The sequence below is a fragment of the Dechloromonas sp. H13 genome (assembly GCF_009469615.1).
Taxonomy (GTDB): Bacteria; Pseudomonadota; Gammaproteobacteria; order Burkholderiales; family Rhodocyclaceae; genus Azonexus.
This window is the reverse complement of sequence record NZ_SSXX01000003.1, coordinates 71,233-93,552: the sequence shown is the minus strand read 5'-3', so window position 1 is coordinate 93,552 and position 22,320 is coordinate 71,233. Positions and strand designations below refer to the sequence as shown.

At 62.5% G+C, this 22,320-nt stretch carries 21 protein-coding genes; 14 read left to right on the top strand and 7 right to left on the bottom strand.

All coding sequences use genetic code 11. The features are described 5' to 3' along the window. The first annotated feature begins 4 nt into the window (after positions 1 to 4). Positions 5 to 2,227, top strand: coding sequence for an AAA family ATPase (locus tag GH660_RS08830; protein WP_153146302.1), 2,223 nt, complete (start codon positions 5 to 7; stop codon positions 2,225 to 2,227). Further along, on the top strand, positions 2,227 to 3,351 hold the full coding sequence (gene mcrC, locus GH660_RS08825; RefSeq protein ID WP_153146301.1) for a 5-methylcytosine-specific restriction endonuclease system specificity protein McrC: 1,125 nt from the start codon (positions 2,227 to 2,229) through the stop codon (positions 3,349 to 3,351). Before GH660_RS08830 ends, mcrC begins: the two co-directional genes overlap by 1 nt. Here mcrC and GH660_RS08820 read toward each other — a convergent pair. The 3 genes from GH660_RS08820 to GH660_RS08810 all read right to left on the bottom strand — a co-directional run bounded on the left by GH660_RS08820 (position 3,345) and on the right by GH660_RS08810 (position 6,062). After that, on the bottom strand, positions 3,345 to 4,577 hold the full coding sequence (locus GH660_RS08820) for a DUF1173 domain-containing protein (protein WP_153146300.1): 1,233 nt from the start codon (positions 4,575 to 4,577) through the stop codon (positions 3,345 to 3,347). The two genes, mcrC and GH660_RS08820, sit on opposite strands and share 7 nt — an antisense overlap. Positions 4,578 to 4,584: 7 nt before the next feature. Beyond that, on the bottom strand, positions 4,585 to 5,529 hold the full coding sequence (locus GH660_RS08815; RefSeq protein ID WP_153146299.1) for a site-specific integrase: 945 nt from the start codon (positions 5,527 to 5,529) through the stop codon (positions 4,585 to 4,587). A 257-nt stretch (positions 5,530 to 5,786) separates the two neighbouring features. After that, entirely contained in the window at positions 5,787 to 6,062 is a 276-nt protein-coding gene (locus GH660_RS08810; protein ID WP_153146298.1) for an AlpA family transcriptional regulator, read from the bottom strand. Positions 6,063 to 6,230: 168 nt separating this feature from the next. On the opposite strand from GH660_RS08810, the gene GH660_RS08805 reads away from it, so the two are divergent. Further along, entirely contained in the window at positions 6,231 to 6,554 is a 324-nt protein-coding gene (locus GH660_RS08805; protein WP_153146297.1) for a hypothetical protein, read from the top strand. Between the two features lie 164 nt (positions 6,555 to 6,718). Here GH660_RS08805 and GH660_RS08800 read toward each other — a convergent pair whose 3' ends face one another. Both GH660_RS08800 and GH660_RS08795 read right to left on the bottom strand, forming a co-directional pair. Beyond that, complete coding sequence (locus GH660_RS08800) at positions 6,719 to 7,078, bottom strand: helix-turn-helix domain-containing protein (RefSeq protein ID WP_153146296.1); 360 nt, start codon at positions 7,076 to 7,078, stop codon at positions 6,719 to 6,721. A gap of 140 nt (positions 7,079 to 7,218) precedes the next feature. Then, positions 7,219 to 7,989 carry an AcaB family transcriptional regulator gene (locus GH660_RS08795; protein WP_153146295.1) on the bottom strand — a complete coding sequence of 257 codons (771 nt, stop codon included), beginning with the start codon at positions 7,987 to 7,989 and terminating at the stop codon, positions 7,219 to 7,221. Between the two features lie 609 nt (positions 7,990 to 8,598). On the opposite strand from GH660_RS08795, the gene GH660_RS08790 reads away from it, so the two are divergent. The 11 genes from GH660_RS08790 to GH660_RS08740 all read left to right on the top strand — a co-directional run bounded on the left by GH660_RS08790 (position 8,599) and on the right by GH660_RS08740 (position 19,373). Then, entirely contained in the window at positions 8,599 to 9,099 is a 501-nt protein-coding gene (locus GH660_RS08790) for a hypothetical protein (protein ID WP_228276423.1), read from the top strand. A gap of 64 nt (positions 9,100 to 9,163) precedes the next feature. Beyond that, the gene (locus GH660_RS08785; RefSeq protein WP_153146293.1) at positions 9,164 to 9,421 is read left to right on the top strand and encodes a hypothetical protein; all 258 of its coding nucleotides are present in this window, start codon (positions 9,164 to 9,166) and stop codon (positions 9,419 to 9,421) included. Between the two features lie 10 nt (positions 9,422 to 9,431). Next, positions 9,432 to 9,749, top strand: coding sequence for a hypothetical protein (locus tag GH660_RS08780; protein WP_153146292.1), 318 nt, complete (start codon positions 9,432 to 9,434; stop codon positions 9,747 to 9,749). Between the two features lie 71 nt (positions 9,750 to 9,820). Further along, positions 9,821 to 11,449, top strand: a complete 1,629-nt coding sequence (locus GH660_RS08775) for an ATP-binding protein (RefSeq protein ID WP_194266271.1) — start codon at positions 9,821 to 9,823, stop codon at positions 11,447 to 11,449. Continuing rightward, positions 11,436 to 12,446 carry a toprim domain-containing protein gene (locus GH660_RS08770; RefSeq protein WP_153146290.1) on the top strand — a complete coding sequence of 337 codons (1,011 nt, stop codon included), beginning with the start codon at positions 11,436 to 11,438 and terminating at the stop codon, positions 12,444 to 12,446. Before GH660_RS08775 ends, GH660_RS08770 begins: the two co-directional genes overlap by 14 nt. Positions 12,447 to 12,724: 278 nt before the next feature. Then, on the top strand, positions 12,725 to 13,789 hold the full coding sequence (locus GH660_RS08765; protein WP_153146289.1) for a DUF932 domain-containing protein: 1,065 nt from the start codon (positions 12,725 to 12,727) through the stop codon (positions 13,787 to 13,789). A 354-nt stretch (positions 13,790 to 14,143) separates the two neighbouring features. Then, on the top strand, positions 14,144 to 14,443 hold the full coding sequence (locus tag GH660_RS08760) for a hypothetical protein (protein ID WP_153146288.1): 300 nt from the start codon (positions 14,144 to 14,146) through the stop codon (positions 14,441 to 14,443). A gap of 12 nt (positions 14,444 to 14,455) precedes the next feature. Next, a complete protein-coding gene (locus tag GH660_RS08755; protein WP_153146287.1) occupies positions 14,456 to 15,094 on the top strand; it encodes a FlhC family transcriptional regulator in 639 nt (212 codons plus the stop codon). Between the two features lie 79 nt (positions 15,095 to 15,173). Continuing rightward, the gene (gene mobH, locus GH660_RS08750; protein WP_228276422.1) at positions 15,174 to 16,844 is read left to right on the top strand and encodes a MobH family relaxase; all 1,671 of its coding nucleotides are present in this window, start codon (positions 15,174 to 15,176) and stop codon (positions 16,842 to 16,844) included. Between the two features lies 1 nt (position 16,845). Beyond that, a complete protein-coding gene (gene traD, locus GH660_RS08745; RefSeq protein WP_153146285.1) occupies positions 16,846 to 18,753 on the top strand; it encodes a conjugative transfer system coupling protein TraD in 1,908 nt (635 codons plus the stop codon). After that, a complete protein-coding gene (locus tag GH660_RS08740; RefSeq protein WP_153146284.1) occupies positions 18,750 to 19,373 on the top strand; it encodes a DUF4400 domain-containing protein in 624 nt (207 codons plus the stop codon). The genes traD and GH660_RS08740 overlap by 4 nt, the downstream gene beginning before the upstream one ends. A gap of 34 nt (positions 19,374 to 19,407) precedes the next feature. Here GH660_RS08740 and GH660_RS08735 read toward each other — a convergent pair whose 3' ends face one another. Together GH660_RS08735 and GH660_RS08730 are read right to left on the bottom strand one after the other, a co-directional pair. Beyond that, positions 19,408 to 20,829 (bottom strand): hypothetical protein, encoded by a 1,422-nt coding sequence (locus GH660_RS08735; RefSeq protein WP_153146283.1) that lies wholly within the window; start codon positions 20,827 to 20,829, stop codon positions 19,408 to 19,410. Next, complete coding sequence (locus tag GH660_RS08730) at positions 20,826 to 22,286, bottom strand: SMEK domain-containing protein (protein WP_153146282.1); 1,461 nt, start codon at positions 22,284 to 22,286, stop codon at positions 20,826 to 20,828. Before GH660_RS08730 ends, GH660_RS08735 begins: the two co-directional genes overlap by 4 nt. Positions 22,287 to 22,320: the final 34 nt, after the last annotated feature.

The following is a 22,320-nucleotide window of genomic DNA, read 5'->3' as shown; positions in this document are numbered from 1 at the left end:
ATCGATGAACACAAAAACAGATAACTCGAGCGCACAAGCGAGCTGGTTTGTTGGCGCAAGCTACGGGGGCACCGACGACCAGTTGCCACGCTTTTTGTCCGAGGGGATTTGGGAGAACGGCTACGAGGACAAGCATCTGGACGTGGTGCGATCAATGCGGCCAGGCGATCGGATCGCGGTCAAGTCGTCGTACACGCGCAAGAATGGGCTGCCCTTTGAAAGCCGTGGACAAGCGGTGTCGGTGATGGCCATCAAGGCGATCGGCACGATCACCGAGAACCTGAATGATGGCCAACGCGTCAAGGTTGACTGGACAAAGGTCGAGCCGGTTCGTGAGTGGTACTTCTACACGCACCGGGGGACGGTTTGGCGTGTTCTGCCTGGTGAGTGGAAGACGGATGCATTGATCGCATTCGCATTCGACAACAAGCCACAGGACGTCGAGCGTTTCCGAAACGCGCCCTACTGGCGGGAACGCTTCGGGACAGCGGCACCCGACACGCATCGCTTCGGCTGGACAAAGTTCTACGAAGCGATCGCCGACAAGCTGCTCACGTATCGCGCCAACAGGGCCGCCCTCGTGGAAGGTATCCGGGATATCTCCGTACGTGTCGACGGACTCGGTCACCTGGCAGAGGACAAGTATGCGGATGGCACCACGGGCTTCGTGAAGGACATTTGCCCGTTCACGACGATGGGTCTGTTCAATCGGGGCATCAAGGATTCCAACCGCAAGATCATCGCGACCGAGTTGGCCAAATTCCTGGGCGTCGACGAGCCTGTTCCAGAGACGTTCGAAGGCATCCCGCTGCTGAACAACTTGAAGTCCTGGTACTTTCCATTCGAGATCAATCGCGCCACCGACCACATCGACTCGCTTTGGGGCGTCTTCGCAGCGGGCATCGCGTATGCAGATACCGACGATGACCTTGCCCGCGAGGAGTTCGCCAAGGCTTTCGACAGCGCGAACGGGCGCCGAGGCGTCGCATGGAACTTGACGTTCGGCCTTTACTGGATCAGGCCTTGGGCATTCCTGAGCCTTGATCACAACTCTCAGGTCTACGTCAGTAAGAAGCTCGGCGTGCCGATTGGCCTTCACGGCCCGAAAAGACGCTGCAACTCGGCCGATTATCTTGCTGTGATGGACGCACTGGAGCCACGCTTCCAAGAAGCGTCTTACCCAGTTCACTCCTACCCTGAGCTGTCGCTGGAAGCGTGGGTCTACAAGGACCCCACCAGCGAGGCAACAACTTCCGACGCGGGCACAGAGAATGACGGCGAGGATGATGCCGATGACGTCGCACAGGAGGCCGTACGAGCTGCAGCCCCGATCGTTCCGTACTCTGTTGAAGATATTCTCAAGGATGGGTGCTTTCTTGAGCGGGCCGAGATCGATCTTCTGCTCGATCGGCTGCGTACCAAGAAGAACCTGATCCTGCAGGGTCCTCCGGGTACCGGCAAGACTTGGCTGGCCAAGCGGCTGGCCTTCGCGTTAATGGGGCAGAAGGACGACAGCAAGGTCCGCGCGGTTCAGTTCCATCCCAACCTTTCCTACGAGGACTTCGTGCGAGGGTGGCGCCCGACTGGCGACGGCAAGTTGTCGCTGGCGGACGGTATCTTCATGGAAGCGATCAAAGCTGCGTCCAAAGATCCTTCTTCAAGGGTTGTCGTGGTGATCGAGGAGATCAACCGTGGCAACCCTGCGCAAATCTTTGGTGAGCTGCTCACGCTACTGGAGGCTGGGAAGCGCACGCCCAATGAGGCTTTAGAGCTCTGCTATCCCGATGCAGACGGTAAACGACGTCCCGTCCACATTCCGGAAAATCTCTATGTTGTCGGCACCATGAACATCGCTGACCGATCTCTGGCGCTGGTCGATCTCGCGCTGCGTCGCCGTTTCGCATTCGTTGGTCTGGAGCCAAGGTTAGGCCCTGCGTGGCGGGATTGGGTGGTCAAAGAGAGTGCTGTTGATCCAGCTATGGTGGCGGATATCGAGCATCGGATCGCCGAGCTGAACGACCAGATTGCGGCTGATGCTCGTCTTGGCAAGCAGTTTCGAATTGGCCACAGCTACGTGACACCAGCGCATCGCCTTGAAGCGGGCGACACCAAGAAGTGGTTCCAGCAGGTTGTGGAGACGGAGATCGGCCCGCTGCTGGATGAATACTGGTTCGACGCGCCCGACGAGGCACAGAAGGCGATTGCACGGCTGACGCAGGGTTGGTGATGAACGCCGTCGCAGAACAGGCAAAGAGGACATCCGCGAGCGCAGAGGGATTCATCGGACGCATTCCGGTGCGCAACCTTTGGCTGCTGATGCTCTATGCCTCGGACCTGTTCCGCACTCGCGGTATCGGCAAGGTCGGTCTGGAAGACAGCCCGGACGATCTGCCAGACCTGGTCGCCGAGATCCTTGCCCACGCGGTTGAGGTGCGGCAGCGTCGGCGTCTTAGCCTTGGCTATCGTTCTTGGGATGCCGTACTGAATCGAGTGCGTGGCCGCATCGATGTACTGACCACCGAACGCCATCAGTTGCTGGATCGCGGATTGGTGGCGTGTAGGTTTGACGAACTGACCATCGACACACCGCGCAATCGCTTTGTCCGAGCCGCCCTGGAAACCATCTCCAGAATCGTGCGGAGGAAGGACATAGCCCATCGCTGCCGCTCACTTGCGAGTGGCATGAAGGCCATGGGCGTGTCTGGCGATGCGCCCACGCGAGCCCAAATGAGCGCTGATCGTTTTGGCCGAAACGACGCAGACGACAGGTTCATGGTGACGGCCGCGAAGCTGGCTTTTGATCTCGCGCTACCTACTGAGGCATCTGGATCGAATGTGCTCTCTTTGCCGGATCGCGAGGTCACGTGGGTGCGTCGACTATTCGAGCAGGCGGTGGGCGGGTTCTACGACGTGGTATTGAGCCCACAAGGATGGCGTGTGCAGTGCGGTGGGACGCTGGGGTGGCAAATTGAGCAGAGGACAGCTGGGATCGACAAGATCCTGCCGACAATGCGAACCGACGTGGTGCTCGACCACCCAGCAGCCGGGCGGCGGATCGTGATCGATACGAAGTTCACATCGATCGTGACGAATGGTTGGTATCGCGAGGAAACTCTGCGCAGCGGCTATGTGTACCAGATTTACGCCTATCTGCGTTCTCAGGTCGGGCGCGGCGATTCGCTTGCAGATTGCGCGAGCGGATTGTTGCTGCATCCCGCTATCGGCCAAGCGGTCGACGAGACGGTTGTCATCCAGGGTCAGGACATCCGGTTTGCTACTGTGGATCTGTCGGCCTCGCCGGCTGATATCCGATCGCAGTTGTTGCGCTTGTGCAAGGCGAAGCTTCAATAGCGCGGACCAAGACAGCAGCGCCACTCTACAGCTTGGCTGAAGGGTGGCATTTGCTCCTCTGTTCTCCAGACCCAGGCGCCCTGCGCACCGATTCCCGCAATTGCCTTTTCTTTGGAAAGCCGCTCTTTCGGGTCCGTGAAAGCGCTCACCACATGCAACGGAACCGGCGCCGCCCCGGCATCCAGCAGCAAGGCATTCGGAAAGGCCGCCGCACTCCGGGCGTCATAGCGCAGCGGCTTGACGAAGCGGCGGTGCTGGGCGATCAGTGCGTCGACCAGGGGGAGTTCATGCACGCCCTCGACGGGAATCCAGTGCTCGCTGGTCAGCATCAGACTCGCCGCATCGATTTCGTAGGTGTATTCACGGCGGGCGCGGATCAGGGCGGCCATGACCACTCGGACGGGGTGGCCGGTATCGGCATCGCGCGCCTCGAACAGCGGAGCGAACGCCCGCTCGATCCGCTCCCAACTCCGGCCGGCGATCAACAGCGGCGCATCCGGCATGTGGCGAATCCAGACTCGACAGCCCTGACTCGTCGCCTCGCTTGCCTTGAACTCGCCGATCACGATGGCCAGCGGCGTCTGCCCGTCCTTGGGGCGCAGCACGGCCAGTTTCTCGCGCCGGCGCTGTGCCGCCTCGGCCTTGGCGCTTTCGCTGAAGGGTTCGGGCACATACAGACGCTCGGCCAGCGGCACGCCCTTGACCACGATCTCCTCGGCGGCCTCCAGCAGGTACTTGCGCAACACGCCCTGGTTGCGTTTGCCCGCCATCGCCGGGCTCCAGCGGTTGAAGCCCGCGCGCTCGAACAGGAAATGCATCAACGCCCGCAACGTCATCTGCCGCCGCGGCACGCCGATCTCCGCCACCTCCTGGGGTTCGCCGCGCGGCAAGCCGCGCCCTAGCACCCGTGTCCAGGGAAAATCCACCCGCAATTCGACCCGGCCCGGTTCCGACTCCAGCACCGCTTCACCGACCAGTTCGCCCAGCCCGGACTGCAGGACCTCCGGCTCGTAGGAGGGGCAGCCCGGATGGTGGGCGCTGCCGCTGTCCGGCATGCGCTTGACCACGAACTGGCGATGCCGCGCCACGTACATCTCCACGCCGCCGGGCACGCATAGGCATCTCGGCCGCTCGGGTGTCTCGTAGACATGGGCGAGCGCCTCCTGCAATTGTGGATCGTCCGCGCCGATCACGCGGCCCTTGATGGCGAAGCGTTGGGAGTCCATGGCGAGCTCAAATCAACTCATCGAGCAGTTCCGCCAGCGTCGGCTTGGGCCGGGGCAACAGCTCCCGCACCGCGCTGCGCTCGCCGATGCCCAGGATCGCGCCCACCTGATCCTCGTCGGCCCCGCGCTCATACATCCGCGATATCACGGTGAGGCGCGCCGACTGGGTGCTCAACCCCTTGAGTTCGGCGTAACGGAACAACTTGCGGTAGATCTCCAGCAGCGCCCGGCAGACGTAGCGGTTCTGCCCCGGCTCGCCATTGTTGGGCGTGATCTTGTAGGGCTCGCCGCTCGGGGAAAGGAATAATCGGCTACCCGGGTCCAAGCCACGGTAGATATCCGGCCCACCCAGGCCATGCCCGCCGGCGAGACGCTCGCGGAAATAGGCGGCCAGCGCATCGTCGAGCCGGCTGCTGCTGAAGTACAGTGGCCGGAGTTTGCCGTTGATCGCCGCGTCGGCGCGCAGCTCCGATTCCCTGCACACGCTGCCATCGGCATGCAGGTAGTCGCGCACCTCGATCCGTGCGATCTCGAGGGGGCGCAGGCCCGTGGCGAACAGCATGTAGTACAGGGCCAGGTCATGCCAGGTGCGACTGGTGCGTCCCTTGATGCGCACCGCGCCCTGGGCCACCTCCGGCGCCGACAATACCCGCGCCGGACGGGCGCCGACCGGCGGCTGGGGCTCGAAGCCCTCCAGCGCGACCAGGATGGCGTCCCGATGCAGGCGCAGCCGCCGCACGAAAGCCGCGCCTTCCTCCTTGAGACCATCCACGCCCACCACCTGGGTAAGTTGGACCGCGACGGATTTGATGCGCCGCTCGACCGCCGTGCGTGAGACGCCGAAGCGCACGGCCACCGCCTCGTAGGTCTCACCGGCAATGACGGCACGGAGCATCTCGACCGATTGCAATGCGTTCTCGAAGTGCTTGCTGATCTCCTCGTTGTCCTGCATGACTTGCTTCTCCCATCATCTCTCGATCGTCATGAGCTCGAATGTTCGAGCGCCGACGCACCCTTAGCCAGGCGAAAACGCCGGGAAAGGCGCGGGATTTCGTCATCAGGCCGAGCGCGCCGCCGTCGCCGAAGAAATGGCCGGCCGGACCGATGAGCGCACGCGCGACGCATGTGGCGGGTCGGCGCCGACCCGATCGATACGCGAACGACGCCGCCGTTGCGAGCCGAGCCGGTCCCCGCTCATCCCCATGCCCTTCACCCGGGCTGGCCTTGCTGCGCGATCCATCGGCGGATGTCTTCCGCACGCCAGACGGTCACCCGCTCTGAGAGCTTGACCGGCTCGGGAAAGGTGCGCGCCTGGATGCGCCGCCAGAGCGTTGATTTGGAGATGGGAACGAAGGCCAGCACCTGGGGCTGGCGCAGGAAGCCGGTCTCGGGCAACGTCAGGGTCAAAACCGGAGCGACAGGCGTAGTTGGAAGAGCGCTGGAAGCCGCCACCTTCGCGGCGGTACTGGTACGGATGTTGGGCATGATCGGGCCTCGTCACGGCGGGTGCCGATAAAGGACATGACCTGCTCTGTTGCGGCCGCGCTAGGTCAGGATGGCGCGGGCCGATAGGGAACGCAGAACTCGACGACATGCCGCCGGCGCCCCGGTCGCGCGGCATGGAAGGATGCGCAAGAAAGTGACTCCCACCGCATGACGGCCAAGGACATCCGGGTCGGGAAAGATCAGCCGATCCGCACCGGCACCGCGCAGCACGCGCGACGGCGGATCGTCGGGCAACAGGCAGGTATCGACTGCGACGCCGCCACGAGAGCGGTGCGGGTACCCATGGGGTCAGGTCAGCCTGACGACGTGGAACCTGTCGATACGATATTGAGGCCCGTGGGCCGACGCAAGACGTTCCGGGACGTGCTTGCCTCAATAGGCCGCGTCCGCCAGCGATTGGAGATGGCACGGGTGCCGAAACCATTCCAGCACGCCGTGATCAAGGTCGCGGTCCAGAAGTCGGATCGCTGACGAAGCCGATCCGGCTCGAACCCGCCATGGCGAATAGGGCCATGATGTGAGCCAAGGTTTCGAGGGGCGCCAGGGTATCCGACCGCGGGAAGAGTGTCCGGAGGGTTTCGCGCACGAACTTTGGCCGGGCGGTCCATTTCGCCCGCAATGGGTGGGAATACGTGCTATTTCGAGCGGCTGCCCAAGTAATCACAACAGTTCCGCACGACCGTCATGACGAATGCCCGATCGTCAGACCCCAGTTCGGAAATCCATGCGCCAAAGGTCGCCGCTTCGCTGGCCTCTTCGGGCACTTCCTTCGATAACAGGTCGCCCGCAGAGCATTGGAGCGCCACCGCAAGCCTGTCCAGCGTCGGCAGGGACGGCAAATGAGCTCCGCGCTCGATGCGTGAGATGGTTTCGGCATCGACGCCGACCCGCTCCGCGACTATCTCCTGTGTCCATCCCAGCTGTTTGCGCCGCCCGGATAGGTTTCCCCCCAGTCGCTTCGCCAGACGGGCGGATTCTTTTTTCTTGACCGCCATCGTGTTGTCCTTTCACTCAACAAGAATGACGGTCACTGGACTATCGAAACAGGGGTTCTTATGTGGTTTTGGTTATCATCATCGTTGTTGATACCGGGGGCGCATGACAAACGGGTCCGATGGGATTGCGGCAATCAACGCTAATCACCAACTGAAGGCACCGTGCTTTCCAGGGCTTCCACTAGCCGTACAGCGGCCTCCACCTCCGTCGAAACGACGGCCGGGTCGCCGTCCGACCCGGGCTTGTCCGCGCCACTCACTACGCCCACTGCGACGGCATCTTGCCGGCTTCCTTCGCTACGGCTGTCGCCACTGCGCGCGTCCATGGCGTTCATCCGCCGCCGCAGCCCCATTGCAAAATTCCGTGCGCCATTGGCGACGTCGCGCACCTCCCGTTTGAGAGTGGCACGCTGGACGTCCACCGCCTGGGTGGTGATCACTTCGTGAATCTCCAGGGTCTGCAGCAAGGGCATCAGTTGGTCGAGTTTGCCCAGCACCTCCAGGAACCGGCGCCCGATCGATGACAGCACATGGACGTCCACATCCAGGGGCACGGTGTCGTAGGTTGCCGTGCTGGTGATGCCATGCGCTTTGAATAGCGCTTCGGCGCCGTCGATAGCGTGGTTGAGGTTTGCGGTCACGGCGTCCATTTGGGCTCGAATGGTGTCCTCGATCTTGGCGACGTCCTCGTGTTCGAGCCGCGTGCGGGCGATCACCGAGATGAAGTGGGTATTGAGCTGCAGCGTGTTGAACAGCCGCGCAAAGAAACGCTTGCCCTCGGCGCTGGTGAAACGCGTCGGCATCTTCAGGCTGGCCGCCTCGACGCGTCGGAAATCGGCCTTGGCCTCCTTGGCGAGAATGCGGGCGTTGACGGCCCCCTGGTCTACCTTGACGATCTGGATCTCCGACATGCTGTGCTCCTCGAAATACCGCGTTCGGGCCGATCATCCGTGCCGGCATACGCATTCGCCACTGGAAATGGCCGTGGCCTGAGGGGGCTTTCGGCATCGGGGCCGATTTGGACTGTTTTTCGGGATTGACCTGGCCATCCGGTCGCACTACCTTGATGTCATGCAGTAGCTGGCCCTGCATTCAAACAAGGCAAGCCCTGGAGTTTTCTGTCTGTCGCGTATGCCATCGGCTTTGCCGCTGCCGCGTGCGCCGATCTTGCCGGCACCGATTAGGGTGCCCGTCCACCCGTGCCATCGAGGCAAGTTTTCGAGGCAGGGGCGCGGCGCTTCCGAGCTTCCGTAAGCGCCCCTCCCCCGAAAGCCTTCCTCGATCGGTAGCTGGCATACCGATCACCGCGGTTCTCACCGCCCGTTCAAGCCAGCCCTGGAGCTTCTTCCCATGGCGCCGTTCCGCCCGTAGCGGGCCGGCAGTTTCTCACCCCACGGGGGCATATGCCCCCAGTCGTGGTGCGCGTTGCCTCCAATCTTTTCCTGGAGCCAACGATGCTGAATCAGAGCGTATCCCCCCGAGTTCCCCGTCCCACGCCCGTGGGCCCTGTTTTGCCGCCCATGGCGGCCGCCTCGCGTCACCGTCCGGCGGCGATCCCCGATCGTGCAGCCCTGGACGCTTTGCTCGACGGCGAGGATGTCCCCGTCGAATGGAGCGAGGAAGACATCGTCTTCCTGCATTGGCGCTTGCTGCAGGAGGTCAGCCATCTGGCCGACCCCGCAACGCCGCTGGAAGAGAAGTTCGACACCCTGCGCTGGGTGTTCAGCGAGCGCGAGAAGGACGGCATGCCCTTCTCCTTCGTGAGTTGCTTGCGTGTCGTCGGCTGCAGTCCGCTGTCGCCGATCGCTTACTGCGGTCTGGTCGACGCGGAGGAAGTGCGCGATCGCATCCGCCACAGCCTGAAGGCCTGGTTCAACGCCACGCTCGAGCGCTACCCCGACTGGGTGTGCGAGGCCGTCGTCCACAACCCTGAATGGGTCGAGGCACGGCTCGCCAAGAACCCCCAGTGGATCAACGAGCAAATCAAGCGGATGGCGGTGCAGGGCGACCTGTTTGCCTGACGCCGTCTTCCATTTCTTGGGTTTGTCGCCAACGCGAAAGCCCCACCCCTTTCAAGGAGTCGTCATGACCACTATCAAGGATGTCCTGTGCCTGATGGCGATCTTCGTCGCCTACGGCATCGTCGGACGCCTGGATTATGAAGACGCGGTACGGATGGAACAGATCCGGCGGGAACGGCTGCACGCCGATTGCCTGACGGCGACGCCGACGGACCGCGAGGCGCTGGCGCGGATCAACGATCTGCCCTTCGATCCATCCACCCGCCGCACGGACGGGCGCGCGCCCGAGGACGAGCAGCCCTGTACGCCGCGCATCTTGTGAGGAGGCCGCCATGCATACCCAAACGCGCATGACGAACGACGCCCCGTCCCTGCTGACCGTCCAGGCGCCGGAAGACATCGAGTTCCTGGTCAAGGAAAGCGAAGTCCTCACTGGCCGGGCCGGCCGCACCTTCGTCATCGCCGGCGCCGACTGGCTGGCCTACCGGGTGCATTGGCATCCGATAGGTCTGAAGGTCGAACGGCTCGATGCCGAGGGCCGGGTCCTGAGCGCCCAGCACCTGCTGCCCCGTGAGTTCCTCGGGCACAGCCTGATCGAGGCCCTGGCCGCCGGCCAGTTGTTCACGCCACCGGTCCGCCCCGTCGGCTGACTAGGTGTTCTTCCCCCTTGGCGGGCCCGTCCCGCCAGGATCGGGTTCCGCCTGCACTCATGGAGCATGTCATGCAGATACAGGTTCGAATCAATGAGGAAGGTGCGCTCAGTAACCAGCGCTATGCCTTCACCGATCGCTTCACGCTCGTCTCCGAGCTGTTGCAGAACGCCCGCCGCGCCGGGGCGATGCGCATCGAGATCCATTACGACGCCACGGCGCAGGTGCTGCGGGTGGAAGACGATGGCCGAGGCCTCGATGACTTTCAGAAGCTCTTGAGCTTTCACGAGTCGGGTTGGGATGCGGCCACCAGTGCCGAGGAGCGCCCTTTCGGGGTGGGCTTCTCTAAGTGCCTGTACGCCGCCACGCGCTGCATCGTCGCCTCAAAGCATCAGCGGGTCGATATCGACACCGCGGCGGCACTGGCCAAGGCGTCCATCGAGGTGGAGCCCATCACCGAAGCCGTTGCCGGTACCCGGATCGAGTTGCACGGCGTTGACCTGCCCGACCTGGGCAATCGCATCGAGAGCTTGTGCCTGGGTTTTCCGGTGGACGTGCTGTTCAACGGCAAGCCGCTCACGCGGCGCTTTGCCGCCGCGCATCTGGCGACGATGGCCAGCCCGATGGGTACGGTCCACCTCACCGGTACGCGAGACGGCAAGTTCAGCTACAACACCATGGTCTTCCTCCAGGGCTTCTGTGTCATGAAGCCCAACTACTGCCAGTTCGACGAGGTCAATGTCGTGCACCTGGATTCGCGCCAGTTCATGGCGCGCCTGCCGGATCGCGACAAGCTGATCGACGAGGACGTACAAAGAAAGCGGATCGATACCGAGTTGAAGGCCTGCTGGCGCCAGACTCTGGAGGTCGCCAAGACCCAGCTTTCGCCCGAACGCTTCGTCGCAATCTATTACGCGGCGATGCGCGCCTGGGGTCATGTGGATCTACTGAACGATCTCGACGTGCTGCCCGACGAATTGTTCGATGAGATCGTCGACTATCCGATCCAGGATGACGACCGAAGCTATGTCCGGCAAGTTGCCGTAGCCCCCACCCGCCAAGCCGTCGAAAGCGGCGCGGTGACTCTGGTCTCCCTCGACTGGTTGGACGACGACAACGCGGCGCGCTGGATGTTTGCCCGGGCCAAGGGCTATCTGGTTTTCGACTGGATCGGCCTGAATTCCGAGCACTGGGCGTGGCGCCATGTGCGCTTTCTGGATCAGGAGACGGTGCAGGTCGAGGCGGTGTCCGAACAGGTCCGCGTCCAGTTGGAAGGACGCTGGGTGTGGCCCACCGTGATCCTGTGCGAGGCCGTGCGCCTGCGCACCGGCAGCAAGGTCGTCGAAGTCACCGACAAGGGTATCTGCCACCATGGTGTCTTGTACATCCCGGCCGGCGAGACCTCCGGTGAACCGCTGCGGCAGGCCTCGTCCTTTATCGACGAAAACGACCAGTTCCTCGCTTCGGACCTGGACGCGGACCGCGACGCGCTGGCGGACCTCATCCGTCGCCTGCGTTCGGTCGATCCGGTGCAGACGCTGGACTCGCTGCTGCAGGAATTGCGGCTGGGCAGGTATCCCCTGCTGCACGGCAAGGCCTTCCAGGTCACCGTGGGGGTGGGTGCTGCGCCGGGCCATTCGGTGGCCCTGGTCGCCGAAGCGGGTTCCGCCAACAATGGAGCTTGCCATGCAGGATCGTGAGTACGCGGCCCGCATCGAAGCGGTCAAGCAGCGTGCCCATGGCCGGTGGACGGAAATCCTGGCGAGCTTGGGCGTGGATGAACGCATCCTCAAGCGGCGCAACCTGCCTTGCCCGTTGTGCGGTGGCACGGATCGGTTCCAGTACACCGACAAGTTCGGCGAGGGGAACTACCACTGCCGTCAGTGCGGCCCGGGTGGTGGCTTCAAGTTGCTGCAAGCCGCCATGGGCGTGGACTTCAACACCGCGCTGCGTGACGTCGAGCGCTGCCTGGGAATGATGCCGGTGACGGCACCGCCCCGAAGCTGCGAGCCTTCGGCCGAGCGCATGAAGAAGCTGGCCCAGCGCATCTGGACTGAAGCCCGGCCGGTGACGGTGGGCGACGAAGTCGATCGCTACCTGAGCGGACGGGGTCTCGCCCTGCCGGTGTATCCGAAGGTGCTGCGCTTCCACCCTGCCCTCGGCTATTACCAGAAGGAAGCCGCCGGCAAGTCACGCAAGGTGGCCGAGTACCCGGCGATGCTGGCCTGCATTCAGGGTGCCGACGGCCACGCCGTGACGCTGCACCGGACCTATCTGCGGGATGGCGGCAAGCTCGCGGCGCTCGATGCGAAGAAGGTGCTCTCGGCCGGGATCAACGGCGCCGCGGTCCGCTTGTTCGATGCGACCGAGGAACTGGCGATCAGCGAAGGTATCGAGACCGGCCTCGCCCTGCATCTGGCGACCGGCAAACCTGTCTGGGCTGGCCTCAACGCCGGCAACCTGGAGAAGCTGTGGCTGCCCGACACGGTGCGTAAGGTCTGTATCTATGCCGACAACGACGCCGATGGCGACTTCGCCGGCCAGGCCTTCGCCTTCGCGCTGGCGCGCCGGTTGAAGCGGGAAGAGAAAACGACCGGTCGGCGGCAGGTGCGGGTGTTCCTGCCCAAGCACGCCGGCACCGATTGGGCCGACGTCTGGCGCCAACGCCTGGAAGCCCAGGCGCCGCGTGCGGCATGAACATTTGATGAAGGGTGCGGCCAGTCGGCTGCACCCGCCTTTTCAGCGGCACTGCATCAGGCGGTGACGGTGAAAAGGCCCATTTGTTTGCCCCACTGGTAGTTGTCACACCAGGCGGCGCCCCCACGGCACCGCGAAGACAGCCCTGGAGTTCCGGCGCGATTTCTCGCGCCCTTTTTGGACCGGCAACCGCCGGTCCGTCATCGACCCTGGCGGGGATGCGCTTCCCCCGAGGGGTGATGCCGTCTCCGCTTTTCTTTTCCGACAAGGAGATTGCTATGAAAAACGGACGTTCTCTCGTCAGCCTGGCCCAGGAACTGGAGCGCCAGCTGCATTCGAAGAAGGACCTGATCGTGCCCTCGACGCTGGTGCGTCATGCCACCGACGATCTGGGGGGCACCCGACTCGTCATCGAGGAAGGCGGCAGCCCGGTGCACTACGGCGTCACACCCCTGGCACGTCGCCAACTGGCGGACAAGCTGAAAATCCCGTATGCCTATTTCGAGCGCATGCGCGAAGACCAGCCGGCCCTGCTCGATCGCAATGTGAACACCTGGCTGCAGAGCGAGGAAGAGCGGCGAATGCTGCGTACCCTGGACGGTCAGGTGCGCGCCGTGTTGTCGGATCGCTACCGCCGCCTGGACAACTTCGACCTGGCCGAGAGCGTGCTCCCCATCCTGCAGCAACTGCCCGAGGTACGCTTCGAGTCGGTCGAACTGACCGAGACGAAGATGTACCTGAAGTGCATCACGCCACGCCTGAAGTACGAGATGGCGCCCGGCGATGTGGTTCAGGCCGGAGTCGTGATCTCGAACTCGGAGGTCGGCCAGGGGACGCTGTCGGTGCAGCCGCTGCTGTTCCGGCTGGTGTGCAGCAATGGCTTGATCGCTGCCGACCGCTCGCTGCGCAAGACCCACGTGGGACGCGCGCTCGGTGGCGAGGATGAACGCATCCAGGTCTACCAGGACGACACCTTGCGCGCCGACGACAAGGCCTTCTTCCTCAAGGTGCGCGACGTGGTGCAGGCGGCAGTGTCGGAGGCGACCTTCCGCCAGACGGCACAGAAGATGCAGAAGACGCTCGCCATTCCGCTGGTGGGCGACCCGGTGAAGACGGTCGAGGTGCTGGCCCAGCGCTACACGCTGAACGACAACGAGCGTGCCGGCGTGCTGCGCCATCTGATCGCCGAAGGCCAGTTGTCCGGCTACGGCCTAGTCAATGCGGTGACGCATTACAGTCAGGAGGTCGAAGACTACGACCGCGCGACGGAGTTCGAAGCATTGGGCGGCCGGCTGATCGACTTGCCGGCCCATGAGTGGAAAGGGTTGGCGGAAGCGGCCTGATCCCATAGATCGTTGAAAGCCGGGTCGGGGCGATTGCCCCGGCCCGGCCTTCAGCCATTCCACGATGTCGTCATGACACTGAATTCGACCGTTGCATCCCGCCCGGCGTGGTCGCCAGAATCCGCTCGGCGGCGGCGCGATTCCCCAAGCGACGGCTTCGATCGGACCTTGCGTGTGGCAAGAAGACCGATACCCCTCGCTACCCTGTAAGTGCTATTGCCATACAGTGTTCAGGGTAACTATTCTGATCCATTCCGCCCGCACTGCAAGCCATCGCGCCGGATCGCCCACGAGGCTTTCCGACGTCGACGCCTGAGGCACCGATCGCACGAGGGCTAACCGGAGACCAGGACCATGAGCCACGTGACGCTTACCGATGCCGAATGGATCAACCTGAACGTGCTCGTCGTCATACGCGCCGGTCTTCAGTATGACATGGCTTCGACCTGCTGCAGATACGGGCTCAACACGGAGCAAGCCAACTATCTCCGGAGCTTGAGCCTCGACGATCTGTGGTCCCTGGTGATCCACGTCGGCGACACGACCCTGTTCCCGCCGCGCGCCGACCTGGTGACGCTCTTGAGCGCGCCGCGGCCGCTGGCAGGCCCCATGGCACTCGTTCATCCACCCAAGCCCTTGGAAGGGCGGCGGTAGGAACCGTTATCCATGCCGACCCGCGGCGACCGGCACCTGCGCGCCATACAACTGGCGAAGCAGTTGGCGGCGCTCGGCGCACGGCTGAAGACGATCCACCTCATCACCGGCATCCCGCCGCGCCAGGTGCAGTCTCTCTTCTTCCCCGATGCCCGATCCATCCCCCGTGGACGCGCCCCCGATTCGGCCGACTGGTACCACGGCGCCAACCTCATTCTGCGTAGCGACGCCTGCCTCATTGGCGCCAGATACCGCCAGTTGCGCAACCAGGGACTCGCGGCCGGCGAAGCCCTGGTCTTCGCCTACCGCGCCTACCAGGCCGCCACGCTCCCGCCTTACCGCATTAGCCTGGACCGGGCCTTCAACCTCGTCTCCTATATCGATGGCATCTGGCTGGCCAGCGCACCGACGCTGTCCGTGCTGACCTGCCCCGGGTGCGGCTGCGAGTTCATTGTTGCGGTCGGCACCGTGGCACACCGCGGTGAACCTTGCCCCTTCTGCAAGCTGCTGGAACGATTTCACCTGGACCATCGCATCCAAGCCTCATACCCGGCTCGCCCCGCCCTCGACATGACCGAGCGCCAACTGGGCATGCTCGCGCTTTTTCACAAACTTAGCCCCGAGGCCGAAGGCGATAGCCCCTCGGAATAGGTCGCGTTTCAGCGCGACAAGCGAGATAGCCGGCCGAAGAATGGCCACTTCGCATTCTTTCCGGTATCGCTGTGCCGCCATGGCCGCCACACCAACGTCCGCAACTTCTTACCCCGCCTCCGACCCGGGTTTCGCCGCCGTGCCGGTCGAGGATCTGCTCGCCGGCGAAGCGGACCTGATCGCACGCATCAAGCTCTGCTACGGCATCGACCGGGACAGCTTCGAGCGCGATGTCCTAATGCTGGTGCGCCGCTACGCCGCCTGCGTGCATCTGCTGCCGGCGACCGCCGACAACTACTTCAGCAAGCCGGGTGGTCTCTTGCGGCTCGGCCTGGAGACCGCTTTCTTCAGCCTGCAAGGCACCGACGCACACATTTTTTCGGGGCGGATGAGCATCTCGGCACGCCGCCAACTGGAACCGCGCTGGCGCCATGCAACCTTCATCGCGGGGCTGTGTTGCGAATTGCACCGGCTGATGAGCCATATCATCGTCACCGATGCCGCCGGCGAGGCGTGGCCGGCCTTCCTGCGGCCGCTGGCCGACTGGCTGGCAACCCGCGGCAGCGAGCGCTATTTCCTGCGCTGGCGGCCCCAAGCCGTCGAGGCGCGCGGCCTGGGCCTGTTCGCCCTGCCCCATGTGGTGCCGCCCGCGGTGATGGCCGACCTGTCCGAGGGCAACGCGGTCATCGTGCCGTACCTGCTGGCCAGCATCGGCGGCATCCCGGTCTATCGCGATCACAATATCCTCGACGAACTCGTCCGCCGCTCGCTGGCGCTGGTCATCGACCGCAACCTGGTCGCCAGCGCCGACCGCTACGGTTCGCCACAATACGGCTCGCACCTGGAGCGCTACCTGGTCGACGCCCTGCGGCGGCTCACAAGCGGCAACTCGGCCTGGATCGCCAATCGCGAGAAGTCGCGCCTGTGGTTCGGACAGGACGGTCTGTTCCTGGTCTGGCCCGGCGCCGCCGAGGATGTCCACCAACTACTCGAAGCCGACCAACTGGCCGGCATCCCCAAGGCGCCCGAGACAATGCTGGAACTGCTACTGGCCGCTGGCGTGTTCGAAGCGGCAGCAGCGGGCCGCGCGACTTGGTCCATCCAGCCGCCCGGCGCCAAGGCCCCGCTGGAAGCCGTCAAGCTCTCGGCCCCGGCCATTCTCCTCGCCGGAATCGATCCGCCACCCGTCGCCTTACCCCAGGCACTGGAATTCAAGCCGGCGTCTGCGCCAGTTGCGCCGCAAACGCCTCCATCCATACCACCGGCGGCACCGGTGAAGAGCGGCACCCAGTTGTCGCTCATTCCGCCGTCCGAGCCGCCCGCCGAGAGTGACGTCCGCGTGACGTCGGTCGAGGAAACACCCGAATCACTCTCGCTGGAACCGGCGACAACACCGCCTTCGGCGACATTCGCATTGCAAGCCCCGATGCGTCTGAACCCGGTCGTTCGCGACGCCCTGGCCGAGGCCGTTCGCACCCTGAACGATGGCATGGGTCCGCCCACCGTGTGCACCGTCGCCCAGGGAGTATTCGTACCGCTGGAGGAATTCGGGCGGCGCGGCGTCCAGCCATCCCTCGCCATGCGTGCCCTCACCGAGGCGAACCTGCTGGTGAAACCCAACCGCAATGGCCCGCCGACGCTGTCGCGTGAATTCAACGGCAACCCCACCGTCGGCATCGTGCTCGATCCGCGGTGCGTAAGCGGACTCGATCTGGCGGGCTTTGCAGCACCACCGGCGGAGGGAAGCTGAGATGCTGGTACGCCGCTACGAGATGCCCTGGCGCCGGGCCTACGAGATCTATGCCGGCATCAATTGGTGGCTGGCGCTGCTCTATTTCCTGGGGGTAGGCGTAGCCGGCGCTCTCCCCCTTCAATTGGCCCTGCCGCTGGCACTCGTCTGCTTCGCGAAGGGCGTGCTGCGGGTGACCCAGGCCCTGCGCATGTTGGTGTTGCGCGCTTCCCTCGGTGGACGGGGCATCGAGGTCGTCGGTACCGACGACCTGGCTCGATGGTGCCAGGATCCGGCCTTAGTGTTCCTGGGCTTCGGCTTCGAATGGCAGCCGGTGCATTCGCAGCGGCTCTACGAACTGGCCAAGATCGACTATCGGGAGTTCGCCGTATCGCCGCGCCTGCTGCAACTTTTGGGCTACGACAGCAAACCCCAGCCGGACGCCGAGATCGGTCTGCCCTATATTCATGGCGTCGAGCCGAAGGAAGGCCCGTTGCACCGGCCGCTGCAGAACTTCGAGGGCGGTACGTTGCTGGTGGGCACCACCCAGTCCGGCAAGGGAGTGGCACTCGCCAACCTGATCACCCAGGCGATCCGGCGCGGCGACGTGGTGATCGTCATCGATCCGAAGAACAGCCGGCGCCTGAAGCGGGTCGTGGAGCGCGCCTGCGCCGACTACCGCGAGCCGGATACCTTCATGGAATTCCACCCTGCCTTTCCGGAGCGGGGGGTACGGCTGGATTTCACCTTCAACTGGCAGAAGCCCACCGAGATCGCCTCGCGTATCCAGTCCATCATGCCGCCGGACACAGCCGGCGCCTTCTCGGCCTTCGGCTGGGATGCCGTCAACGTCGTGGTGCAGGGCCTGGTCGAAATCGAGGAACGGCCGAACCTGATGAAACTGACCAAGTACATCGAGGGCGGCATCGAGCCGGTGCTGGAGAACTCGCTGCGCCGCTACTACGATCAGACCCTGGGCGTCGGCTGGCGCGAACTGCCAGACATGAAGAAGCTGCTGCACGATGCCCAGCGCGGCAACATTAAACGGCCGTCGGAGGCGGCCAGCGCCGACCTGATGGCCTTCGTCGCCTACTACGAGCACTTCATCGCCCAGAACCAGCGCAACAAGGTGATTGATGCCCAGGTGCGCACCTTCCGCCACAACCGCGAACACTACCAGAAGATCACCGCCAACCTGTTACCCATCCTGTCGATGCTGACGTCGGGCGACCTGGGGCGCAGCCTCTCGCCGGACCCCTTCGACGCCGACGACAGGCGGCCCATCATGAACTTCGAGAAAATCGAGCGCGCCGGCCACGTGCTCTACATGTGCTTGGACTCCCTGCCGGACCCCTCGGTCGCCTCGGCCATTGGCGCCCTGGCGCTCGCCGACCAGGCGGCGCGCGCCGGCATGCGCTACAACCTAGGCGGCTACCGACGCATCGCGCTCTTTGTCGACGAGGTCTCGAACGTCATCAACCAGCCGCTGATCGAGATCCTCAACAAGGGCGCCGAGGGCGGCATCTTCACCACCTGCGCGATGCAAACCCTGGCGGACTTGGCCAAGCGACTGGGCAGCGAGGACGCGGCGCGCATGGCGCTGGGTAACCTCAACAATCTGATCGCCCTGCGTACCAAGGATCGGCCGACCCAAGACTTCGTGGTCGAGACCTTCGGCAAGACGGCGATCCATACGGTGCGGGTAGGCTTGAGCCACGGGTCGGATGCCCACCTGGGCGACTTCTCGTCGAGCTATTCCACCCAACTCACCGAGAGCTTTGAGGAGATGGTGCCGGCCGATGTGCTGGGCAAGCTGCCCAACCTACAGTACTTCGCCTCGGTGTCGGGCGGCCGGATCATCAAGGGACGGTTTCCGATCCTCGATCCCGATGCGGATACGTGCCGCGCCCCGGGAAAGGCGACCGCATGATCCGCGCCGTCGCCGTGTTGTCGTTGCTCGTCCTGCTGGTCCTGGTGCTGTACGTGCCGTCGGCCCATCCCCCGGAGCGCTTCCTCGCGCAGTTACGCGCCGAGCATGAGGCGGCCGCCGCCTACTGGGGGGCCGAGCCCGCCACCCGCATGCTGGATCGGGCGATGCGCATGCAAGATTCGACGGCCGAAGTCACGCCAATTCCTGCCGCGAAGGATGCGCCTTCGCCAGCCGGCGTGAACGGCGTGGTGTCCCGGGAGATGTCCTCGGTCAACCAGCGCCTCTTCAACAACGCCTACTTCCGCGCCGTCGACGCGCTGCTCCTGCTGGCCAGTTATCGGCTGTCAACGCTGCTCGAATGGCTGCCCTGGCTGGCGGTATTCGTGTTGGCTGCAGTCGTCGACGGCGGATTCGAGCGGCTCATCAAGGCCAAGGAATTCCTTCAGCACGATCCGGAAATGTTCGCGCTGTACGCCAGCCTGGGGATCGTGATCCTCTGCGCGACGGTCATCGGCTTCGTGCTGCCGGCGATGCTGCATCCGCTGCTGCTGCCGTGCGTCCCATTAGCGGTCGGCGTGCTGGCCGGGCGGGCGCTGGGGTGTTTTCATCGTCGGGGATAGCGGCCAAGTCGATCTGTGAGCGGATTCGATTACATTACATATAGAAACCGTAGCGAATCTGCGGGCTATCGGATTCTTCCAGGTACTTCATGATCTCGCCAACCTTGCGGGCGCACCCCAGGGTCACAGGATATTTGCCGTCAAACTGGGTGTTGTTCCAGTTCATCTTGGTCAAACCCAGTATCTCGCGTGCGAGAAACGCGGGAGACTCTTCGGATCGCACAATTCGCAACTCAATCGGCTGAGGAATGTAGAGACCTGTGTAGGTCTGGTAGTACCACACAGAACCCCGTGTATAGAGCAAGTGGCGATGGTCATCGATCCCAACGAGCGTTCCCCTGAATGGCGGGTAGTTTCCTTCGCGGAACAAGCGCAGCGTTGAGTCAAGAATGGTGACGAAATCAACCGTATCAATCCGCAAATCACGCGCGGCACTGGTGAGTCCATCAATTTCCTCGGGCGAGAAGTTGGACGATTTATGAATCACCACCCGCGCCGGATACGTCCGCAGTGCCACTCGGTACTCGTTCAGCGCTGCCGTGAGAAGATCATAGGCTTGATTGACAGAAAGATGTGGCACACGGTCATCCCTCGTCATATCCACGGGCGTTCCCCTAAGGATCAACCCGTTGCCCAACTCATCAAATATTTGAGCCAAGCTTGTATTCAGGACTTGGCGGTCTCTACTCCTGTAAAACGCGATTCCGACAGCGCATGAAGAAGGTCGTGCATCATCAGCCTTGAGTTTCCATGGCACCCGCGGGCCCGCTTTGTAATACAGAGCCGTACTGAAATTCCATGCTTTCGTTGCATCATCCTGCTGACCCTTCTTATTGCTTTCCAGCGATACTGCGCGGATCAATTGAAGCGGCTTACCGAGATGCATGGCTTTCGCCTTTAGCGCACGCCGGAAATTCAGTTCCGAGGGAACCTCGACGCTCGCCTCCAGACTCTCCTCCAACGGCGCGCGTTCCTCAATTGCAATTTTCTTGAAAAGAATTTCCGGAATAACACATACGATCACATCTACGGGCCGATTCTGCGCCAAGAACTTGATGTGTTCGTAGTAAATCTCGATAGCCTTCAATACGCGCTGACGCCAGTCCGTAATTGCGAGCACATCGTCGATATCGCCTTTCCTGATTGATCGGACAAGATCTTGTCCGAACACGAATCTGGCGCCGTACCCACTCTCAGGATTGAATCCGCAGAATGGCACACGCAAGTTGGGCTGCCGCGCATCCTCTGGAGCAGCAATCCGACTGGCGCAGCGTTCGATCCACTTCCCCAAGGCTTCGTTGCAGTTAGTCGTTCCAACCCCACCAACGATCACGTCTGTACGCCGTGTTCCCATTGATAAGTCAAAAACACCGTAGGCGTCCACACCACGTCGCGGGCAGACATGTTCACCGGTGGCGAACTGCAATCGCGGTTCGCTAATGTGTTCAAGCTTCATGGGGTATCAAAAAGGCCCTTGATGGGGGACGTGTCCTCGTCCTCAACCAGATCGCGCAAAGGAAGCCAAGCATCGTCATCCAGTGCAGGATGATTGGCAAAGCTCACAGCGTTACCGAATGTCATGGTCGATGCAGGACCGGCCGTGACCGAAAAGAGATCATCCTGGTCCAGTGCACCTAGCCACGACGTCAAAAATCTAAAGTGGTCCGATACCGTTCGGTTGACTTCCTTACGCTTTAGCCAACTGATACTTTCATCGGCGTAAGCGGAGCGACGGAAGTCGTCGCCGTAACTAAAAAACCAGTCAGGGGTAAGCGCTATATACCAACCGTCGTCGGCACGCACAAAGTCAGCGCCAAATGCAAAATGCTTGCAGACGAAGAGTTTGTTCGGATCATTCTTATTCAGCTTCCTCTCGAATACGCGTCGAGTCGAAGTCTTCTGCCCTACCCAAGTTTCCTCGCGGAGCAGGTCGTTGTCTTTGAGCGGCATAAAGACAAAGAGGCCGTCCTCATGCTTCCAATGCACCCCGTGCTTGAAGAGCTTCTGCTGCAGAGAGAACCTTAGCAACGATTTGAATATGCGCTCGTGATCGTCATCAATACCGTAGAACTCCCTCGAACCGAGCGGCGTGACCGTGCCGCATTCGATGAGTTTCGCGAATGGCCCATGCTCGTCATCGAGGGCGTGAAATGTAATGAGCCGATTGGCATTGACTTCGTAATCGGACGGGGCACGAAGATTCAGGCTGGTCAAAATCTCACGGACCACCTTACGTTCGTTTCTATGGCGTTTTCCTTGCCGCTTCCCGTCATCGGCTCGAAGATCGGCTACATAAATCGTCGAAGGAAAATAAACTTCCAGGAGGTTGAGATTCACCTTTTCGAACACAGAGGTCGGCGGATCGAAATCAGCCTCGGCAAGCCCACTCGATACGCCGCCGCGTTGGTAGCTGCGAAGAACTTCCAGAACGGCGAGGAGTTGTCTTGGATTTGCGTTCGCAGCCCGAGATGCAAGGTCTCGATAATCCATCACATCGCGGTCAGCGATGAAATCGATGGCTCCCTCCGTCGCGCGGTTCAGGGCCGCTTGTGAATAGCTCCCCTGTTTGCGCGTAAGCACGTAAACAATCAAGCGGTCGTACCGCTCATTGAGTCGATATGATCGAAATGTCTCGATCGAATTCTTGATCTTATCCAACCCAGAAGTGGACGTAACTTGAATCGCGACTCTTGCGTTGTCATCCGCAAGATCAATCCCTGGGAAATTGGTCTTCTCGTCCATATTCAGATTGCGCAACTGGTTCCAACCAAAGAGTTCGCGCATCAACCCAAGAACGAGGTTCTCGGAAACCTTGTTTATGTCATATAGCTGCATCGCAGACGACGTTTCGATCTCAACTGCGAGCTGAGCCAGCGAGGTATTGAACTCGTTGAGAAGATCAAGATGCTTCATACCGAGACCTCATGGAATTGCCCGTGGTCAGCAC

What these genes read in the sequence shown, in the direction of transcription:
- GH660_RS08830 (WP_153146302.1), top strand. Translation starts at nt 5, where the DNA reads ATGAACACAAAAACAGATAACTCGAGCGCACAAGCGAGCTGGTTTGTT.
- mcrC (WP_153146301.1), top strand. Translation starts at nt 2,227, where the DNA reads ATGAACGCCGTCGCAGAACAGGCAAAGAGGACATCCGCGAGCGCAGAG.
- GH660_RS08820 (WP_153146300.1), bottom strand. Translation starts at nt 4,577, where the DNA reads ATGGACTCCCAACGCTTCGCCATCAAGGGCCGCGTGATCGGCGCGGAC.
- GH660_RS08815 (WP_153146299.1), bottom strand. Translation starts at nt 5,529, where the DNA reads ATGCAGGACAACGAGGAGATCAGCAAGCACTTCGAGAACGCATTGCAA.
- GH660_RS08810 (WP_153146298.1), bottom strand. Translation starts at nt 6,062, where the DNA reads ATGCCCAACATCCGTACCAGTACCGCCGCGAAGGTGGCGGCTTCCAGC.
- GH660_RS08805 (WP_153146297.1), top strand. Translation starts at nt 6,231, where the DNA reads ATGACGGCCAAGGACATCCGGGTCGGGAAAGATCAGCCGATCCGCACC.
- GH660_RS08800 (WP_153146296.1), bottom strand. Translation starts at nt 7,078, where the DNA reads ATGGCGGTCAAGAAAAAAGAATCCGCCCGTCTGGCGAAGCGACTGGGG.
- GH660_RS08795 (WP_153146295.1), bottom strand. Translation starts at nt 7,989, where the DNA reads ATGTCGGAGATCCAGATCGTCAAGGTAGACCAGGGGGCCGTCAACGCC.
- GH660_RS08790 (WP_228276423.1), top strand. Translation starts at nt 8,599, where the DNA reads ATGGCGGCCGCCTCGCGTCACCGTCCGGCGGCGATCCCCGATCGTGCA.
- GH660_RS08785 (WP_153146293.1), top strand. Translation starts at nt 9,164, where the DNA reads ATGACCACTATCAAGGATGTCCTGTGCCTGATGGCGATCTTCGTCGCC.
- GH660_RS08780 (WP_153146292.1), top strand. Translation starts at nt 9,432, where the DNA reads ATGCATACCCAAACGCGCATGACGAACGACGCCCCGTCCCTGCTGACC.
- GH660_RS08775 (WP_194266271.1), top strand. Translation starts at nt 9,821, where the DNA reads ATGCAGATACAGGTTCGAATCAATGAGGAAGGTGCGCTCAGTAACCAG.
- GH660_RS08770 (WP_153146290.1), top strand. Translation starts at nt 11,436, where the DNA reads ATGCAGGATCGTGAGTACGCGGCCCGCATCGAAGCGGTCAAGCAGCGT.
- GH660_RS08765 (WP_153146289.1), top strand. Translation starts at nt 12,725, where the DNA reads ATGAAAAACGGACGTTCTCTCGTCAGCCTGGCCCAGGAACTGGAGCGC.
- GH660_RS08760 (WP_153146288.1), top strand. Translation starts at nt 14,144, where the DNA reads ATGAGCCACGTGACGCTTACCGATGCCGAATGGATCAACCTGAACGTG.
- GH660_RS08755 (WP_153146287.1), top strand. Translation starts at nt 14,456, where the DNA reads ATGCCGACCCGCGGCGACCGGCACCTGCGCGCCATACAACTGGCGAAG.
- mobH (WP_228276422.1), top strand. Translation starts at nt 15,174, where the DNA reads ATGGCCGCCACACCAACGTCCGCAACTTCTTACCCCGCCTCCGACCCG.
- traD (WP_153146285.1), top strand. Translation starts at nt 16,846, where the DNA reads ATGCTGGTACGCCGCTACGAGATGCCCTGGCGCCGGGCCTACGAGATC.
- GH660_RS08740 (WP_153146284.1), top strand. Translation starts at nt 18,750, where the DNA reads ATGATCCGCGCCGTCGCCGTGTTGTCGTTGCTCGTCCTGCTGGTCCTG.
- GH660_RS08735 (WP_153146283.1), bottom strand. Translation starts at nt 20,829, where the DNA reads ATGAAGCTTGAACACATTAGCGAACCGCGATTGCAGTTCGCCACCGGT.
- GH660_RS08730 (WP_153146282.1), bottom strand. Translation starts at nt 22,286, where the DNA reads ATGAAGCATCTTGATCTTCTCAACGAGTTCAATACCTCGCTGGCTCAG.